Source organism: Desulfitobacterium sp. (assembly GCF_982384815.1).
This window is the reverse complement of sequence record NZ_CEVWNY010000151.1, coordinates 1-6261: the sequence shown is the minus strand read 5'-3', so window position 1 is coordinate 6261 and position 6261 is coordinate 1. Positions and strand designations below refer to the sequence as shown.

The window sequence follows — 6261 nt, the reverse complement described above, 5'->3', positions numbered from 1 at the left end:
CCAATAAAGGAGCTTCACCTTTGTTCCACCTGCCTGGAGGAGTTCCCGGGTTACGGCAGCACATTCCTTAGATATACCCTTTTCATCAGATAAGTACATAGCCAGCAAACCCCGAATAATTGCTTCATGAAAATTAGGATATTTTAAATTTCCTGCCAGCTGCAGTGAGACCGTAATAAAGGTCATTAGCCGTTCTTGAAGTTGCTTTACTGAGGAATAGTAAGCAACGAAATTCAGCTGGGAAGTTTCCCGGTCCTCTTCTAAATCTATAAAGTAGTCTAAAAGAATATGGAGCCCCTCAATCCAAGGAAAGTATGCATTTTTAACTTTCTCTACTTCACTTGCCGACAAGTCCGGATTATAGGCCATAGCAAAAAGACAGAAAATGCCGAGGGTCGAGCCGGTTGCGGCGGCAAATTCCCACTGAGTAAATCCTGGGTAATCAGGTAAAACCTTATTGATCCAGACCGACATCTTCTCCTCTCGAATGGAGGGATCAAGATGCTTAGTAACTTGGAGCTTAGCATAAAGTTCCGCCAACACAATCATCGTTGGCTTAACTAGGGAATAGGAAGGTAAATCACGAATCCGTTTTTGGCAAGTCCTGACCAAATCCTTTAAGTAGCCTCCATCCCCTTGATAGGGATAATAAGCATAGTAGTCGGAACAAGAACTATTAGCCTCCAAAGCCTCTGTCATAGCCAGGTGCAATTGTCTAAATGCTTGCTCATCTTGAACTTCCAGGGCGTCCACTAAATTGTCCAGATAATCGCTTATTGTCTGATAAGCAACGATAAATTCGATAACCTCTTCTGTGTTGGCACCGGGATAGAGAGAATAGATGCTACCCCCTAAACAATGAAATTCTTTATGGGTAATGCTGTCGATAGCTTGTTGGGCGAGAGTAGAATCCGGACATAAGCCGGCTCTTTGCTCCCAGTTGCGAAGATTATTTTTTACTAAAGGAAAAACCGTTTTGACAAACTGAAAAATCAATTGCGGGTTTGATACAACCTTGGCGACCGTCACATAAACACTTCCTTAAAGGATACTCAAAAAATGATTAACTCCTAATCCTATTTTAACCAGTATTAAGCGCACTAACCGCTTAAGACACATAAAATACCCCCTACTAATTTTCCCATCCGAAGGGATGACGCGATGACGCGAAGCTACCCTAAAGTCGGAAATGCAAAAAGCAGGCTCACACAATTAGGTGTTGCCCGCTTTTTTTCTCTCTTGCATTCTTTTAAGCTTCTTTACTTTCAACTTTATCTTTATCTTCTTTTTCTTCACCGTTTGTTGCTGATTTAAACTCGGAAATCCCTCGTCCCAGTGCCTTACCTAATTCAGGCAATTTTCCCGGTCCAAAAAGAACTAAGGCAATAACTAATACAATAATCATTACAGTAGGGGTTATTACACCAAAAGTTACTAACATGTCAACACCTCCATAGTCTAAATATACCACAAATTATTCCACAACCCAAACTTGTTTTGTCCACGGAGTCGATAAGTGAATAGCATTTCATTCACTACATTCATATGCTACAAGATAATGTCCTTTTTTTCAATATGTTTTTTCTGGAACATATTTATAGTTTTTTTAAGACATTTAATACCTTCAAAAAGAGGGCTTTTAGGCCCTCTCATTGTTTCCCGAACTTGCGAATACCTCCTCATATCCCCGGTAGAGGCTCCAAATAACGTCCCAAAGTTCGCCCTCCGCTTCCGTAACTCTTAACCCCAGTTCTTTAGCCTCTTGACGCCCTATCGGATAACCATGGGAAAAGTAGCCCTCGGTTAAAGCACGAGTTACATCAGGCACAAGCTCGGGATTTTCCTTTAACATATAACGGGATAATAATGCCTCGGCATATTGGTGCGAAGCCTTTAAAGCCTTTTCATAATCACCAATAAGCCAAGGATCCAATTTATCCAGCATAGGGGTAATAATTGCGGTAACCAGTTCCGGATTTGAATTGTTCTCTATGGAGCGTTGCAGATAGTCGATACAGTAACGGATAGCTTGGACAGGAACCCATAAATCCTTATATACAGGATGCTTAATCAACGGATCAATGGGACCCAACTCTGAAAAGGGACCCATCACAACCTCATCAGCACCTAAGACTAACATGGAAGCAGCGGATTTAGCCACAAAAGGAACAATGACACCAAACTCATTACAAAATTCCCTGATTAAGGTGACAACCTTATAGGGAGTATCCACCGCTCCACCATAGCTGTGCAGGAATAGATCAATCTTCTCCGAAAAGCCAATGACCTTAAGTTGCTCATAGAGGGGCACCAGTATACTATCATCAAGGGGCGTATAAGCAAAATATACGAGAACCTTAGAACCCCTCAATTGCTCAAGTTGCTCTAAATACTGAATCCTTTCGTCCTTATCCATAAGATCCCCCCAGGCAGCTCATTGTATATACCATATTATTCCAACGCCCAGGTGCCTGTGACAAAAACTTTTCGCGCAAATAAAAAAGGGGCGCTGCTCATCGAACTATCCTGTTCGTTTTGCATACCCCCTACCAACATGTCTATCTTCAGGTGCTTTTTAGTGAACAAAGGGATCCGTCCCGTTCAATCAGGTAAACTAAATTCTACGCCGGATTGGTCATGACAACTTTGACAATAGACTTTTCCGCCCAGTCCTTTCTTTTCATGGCATCCATAGCATTGGCCTTTGGGGTTCTGGTTATTTAAAACGGCAAAGCCATGACCTTTCGCCCCGCTAATCCATTCCTCCTTAGGGATTGAGGCATGTGGATTGCTCGGGTCATGTCCTTGGGAAACAATCAGAACGGTAACTAAGGCCACAAACAGACCTATGGTAATGACGGTGCGAATGATTTTCTTGCCTTCCATCCATCTAACCCTCCCTTAACTTTAGCGCAAGGATTTTAATACTTCCCTTGCCTGCTCTAGGGTATAGTCAATATCAGCATCACTATGGGCGGCGGAAAGGAAGACCGCCTCGTATAGACTGGGGGCTAGATAGACTCCCCGCTCCAGCATCCCTCTAAAGTATGCCCCAAATAGCTCGACATCGGAAGTGCAGGCACTCTTAAAGTCGATTACCGGTTGACCGGTAAAGAATGCAGAAAACATGGCCCCGACGGCATTAACCCAGATGGGTAACCCTAGTTCTTCTGCAATAGTCTTTAAGCCCACGGCCAAACGGTTGGTCTTTCTCTCCAGTTCCACATATAGCCCATCTTTTTGCAAAAGCCGCAAGGTAGCAAGCCCTGCCGCCATTGCTAAAGGGTTACCGGACAGAGTTCCGGCTTGGTAAATGGGGCCTTTAGGTGCCACTTGCTCCATATACTTGCGTTTACCGCCATAGGCGGCTACCGGGAGACCGCCGCCAATGATCTTGCCTAAACAAGTCAGATCCGGATCGATCTGAAAACGCCCCTGAGCCCCGCCATAGCCGACTCTAAAGCCTGTCATCACCTCATCAAAAATAAGCAAGCTGCCGTACACTTGAGTCAATTCCCGTAACCCTTCCAGAAAACCTGGCTGAGGCAGAACAACCCCCATATTCCCAGTCACCGGTTCCACGATAACCGCAGCAATATCTGCTCCATACTCTTTAAAGATCGCTTTTAAGCCATCCAGATCATTATATTGAGCCGAGATGGTTTCCGAAGCTACTGAGGATGGTACACCAGGAGAAGTAGGCACCCCAAAGGTTAGAGCACCGCTCCCGGCTTTAATCAGCAAAGAATCCCCATGTCCGTGATAGCAACCTTCAAATTTTACAATTTTATTACGACCGGTTACACCGCGGGCTAGACGCAAAGCGCTCATGGTGGCTTCGGTCCCGGAATTTACCATCCGCACCATTTCCATGGAAGGGAAGGCCTTGATTACTTCTTCTGCCAATTCAGTTTCAATTTCCGTTGGAGCACCGTAACTTGTTCCCCGCTCGGCGGCTTTTTTAATGGCCTCCACCACCACCGGATGAGCGTGACCGAGGATCAATGGACCCCAGGATAGGACGTAATCCAAGTAGGAGTTGCCATCAATATCCCAGAGCCTTGCTCCTTCTCCCCGTTCAATAAAAACCGGTTCTCTTCCTACAGATTTAAAAGCCCTGACCGGAGAATTGACACCTCCGGGAAGGACTTGATTAGCACGAGCAAAGGCTTTTTTGCTTCTTTCATCCTGAAAACCCAAGATTGAACCCTCCTAATCGTCTTCTTCTATGTAGTATTGCATACTGCTCTTTTTTAACTCCTTAATGCTGAATAGCATACTATAATCCTTAATACCTGTCGCCTGAGCAATCTTCTTCATCGTCTCGGCACATTCCTCTTCGGAACGGGCATGAATCATTGTAAAGAGGTTGTAAGGCCAATCAGCAAGGGTCGGTCTTTGATAGCAATGACTTACTTCACGGAAAGAAGCCATTATTTTGCCCACTTCCTCCGCCTTCTCCTCGGGCACCTGCCATACCCCCATAGCATTGGCAGTAAAACCGGCCTTTTGGTGCCGAAGAACAGCTCCGAAACGGCGAATTACCCGATTCCTTATAAGATTTTGGGTTCGCTCCAAAACTTTCTCCTCATCCCAAGCCAATCTTTCCCCGATCTCGGCAAAAGGAGTCATTGCTTGCGGAATATTCCCTTGTAATTCGCGAATCAGCATTTTATCCGACTCGCTAACCGGATCGGGCTCATTTTCCAAACGATAGCTAGGCGATTCCGCCTCGGGATTCGCGGGATTGCTGTTAAGTCCATTCTCATCATCTTCATGAAAATCGAAATCCACACTTATTTTGAAAAGCCGAAGAGCCGGAAGAGAATATACCTCCTCCGTACCGATGATCCCTTTGATGGTAGTTAAAGTCTTCTCTACTTCTTTTTCGGAAGGTGCAATTAATGTAAACCAGATATTGTATTCGTGATCGCGTAAGTAATTATGGGTAACACCGGGGATCTTCATTAACAGATCGGCAAGGATCTGAATTTTATCCGACCGCACCTTTGCTGTACACAGGGTGCTTTTATAGCCCAGACGATGGGAGTCAAAAACTCCCCCTAGGCGTCGAATAATCCCTTCTTGACGTAAATTGCAGATACGCTGCCAAGCCTCTTGTTCCGTGGTTCCGACGAGAAGGGCCAGGGTCGCGTAGGGACGAGCCGTAAGCGGAAAATCCGTTTGGACAATATTTAGAAGAGCACGGTCGAGAGCATCCATTATTTTACCCCCTTACGCCCATGATAAAGGCACCAAGGCTCTTCAGCCATGTAATCTCCTTCTTCATAATAGGCAGCCCGAGCGCGGCAGCCACCGCAAACTTTTTTATAGCCACAGACACCGCAGCCGCCCTTATAGTCCATAGTGCGCAATTCATTGAATACCGGATGTTTCTGCCACAGCTCATCAAAAGGAGTCTCCCGCACATCTCCCAGTGGGATGTTTAGATAGGCACAGGGCTGCACTTGTCCCTTGGGACTGATGATGCAATAAGAAGTTCCCGCTAAGCATCCCCGTCCAAAACGGGTATTGACCCCCATCTGTTTGGCGATCCGCATAAATTGGGGTGCGCAGGTAGGCTTAAGCTCGATCTCCACCTCTTGTTGCTTTTTCATTATGCGAGTTAGCGCATCTTCATATTCCTCGGCCCGCAGGGATTCTTCCTCAATGGATACAGCGCGCCCGGTAGGAACAAGAAAAAAGAAGTGATGGGCAACTGCTCCTTCCGCTACGGCAAAATCCGTAATGGCTTCTAATTCATCTCGATTCCAATCCATCACTGTGGTATGGATCTGAAAGGGAAGTCCTACTTCCCGACAATTCCGCATCCCTTGCACAGCCTCTTCCCATGCTCGAGGATACTTACGGAATTGATTATGCTTTTCGATATTAAGGGAATCTAGGGAGATGCCCATTCCCATTGCCCCGGCCTCCTTGAGTCGATGAGCCATATCTACGGTGATCAAAGTGCCATTGGTGCCAAAAACCGGACGTAAACCTAAAGATTTAGCATGAGCTACTAATTCCACAATATCTGGACGCAGAAGTGGTTCTCCACCGCTAAAAATCATAATCTTAAACCCAGCCTTAGCGATTTGCTCCAGAAGGGTCTTGGCTTCAGAAGTGCTTAGCTCCTCTTCGGCTTTACAGCCTGCATCACGATAACAGTGATCACAATACATATTGCAAGCATTGGTTGTATTCCAAGAGACAATCATTATACATCCTCCTTCAGCCAACTAGCTACATCCAAGGCAT

At 45.6% G+C, this 6261-nt stretch carries 7 protein-coding genes; all 7 read right to left on the bottom strand.

The window, feature by feature from the left end:
- Positions 1 to 1029 (bottom strand): tetraprenyl-beta-curcumene synthase family protein (locus tag AC1U9U_RS15155; protein ID WP_479961388.1); only part of this gene is annotated, 1029 nt, incomplete at its 3' end.
- A 220-nt stretch (positions 1030 to 1249) separates the two neighbouring features.
- A complete protein-coding gene (gene tatA / locus AC1U9U_RS15150; protein ID WP_479961387.1) occupies positions 1250 to 1441 on the bottom strand; it encodes a twin-arginine translocase TatA/TatE family subunit in 192 nt (63 codons plus the stop codon).
- Positions 1442 to 1639: 198 nt separating this feature from the next.
- On the bottom strand, positions 1640 to 2416 hold the full coding sequence (locus AC1U9U_RS15145; protein WP_479961386.1) for an SDH family Clp fold serine proteinase: 777 nt from the start codon (positions 2414 to 2416) through the stop codon (positions 1640 to 1642).
- A 185-nt stretch (positions 2417 to 2601) separates the two neighbouring features.
- Positions 2602 to 2886: a hypothetical protein gene (locus tag AC1U9U_RS15140; RefSeq protein ID WP_479961385.1), complete on the bottom strand. Its 285-nt coding sequence runs from the start codon at positions 2884 to 2886 to the stop codon at positions 2602 to 2604.
- 21 nt (positions 2887 to 2907) lie between these two features.
- A complete protein-coding gene (gene hemL / locus AC1U9U_RS15135) occupies positions 2908 to 4200 on the bottom strand; it encodes a glutamate-1-semialdehyde 2,1-aminomutase (RefSeq protein WP_479961384.1) in 1293 nt (430 codons plus the stop codon).
- 12 nt (positions 4201 to 4212) lie between these two features.
- Positions 4213 to 5223: a siroheme decarboxylase subunit beta gene (gene ahbB, locus AC1U9U_RS15130; RefSeq protein WP_479961383.1), complete on the bottom strand. Its 1011-nt coding sequence runs from the start codon at positions 5221 to 5223 to the stop codon at positions 4213 to 4215.
- Positions 5223 to 6221 carry a putative heme d1 biosynthesis radical SAM protein NirJ2 gene (nirJ2, locus tag AC1U9U_RS15125; RefSeq protein WP_479961382.1) on the bottom strand — a complete coding sequence of 333 codons (999 nt, stop codon included), beginning with the start codon at positions 6219 to 6221 and terminating at the stop codon, positions 5223 to 5225. Before nirJ2 ends, ahbB begins: the two co-directional genes overlap by 1 nt.
- Positions 6222 to 6261 lie beyond the last annotated feature (40 nt).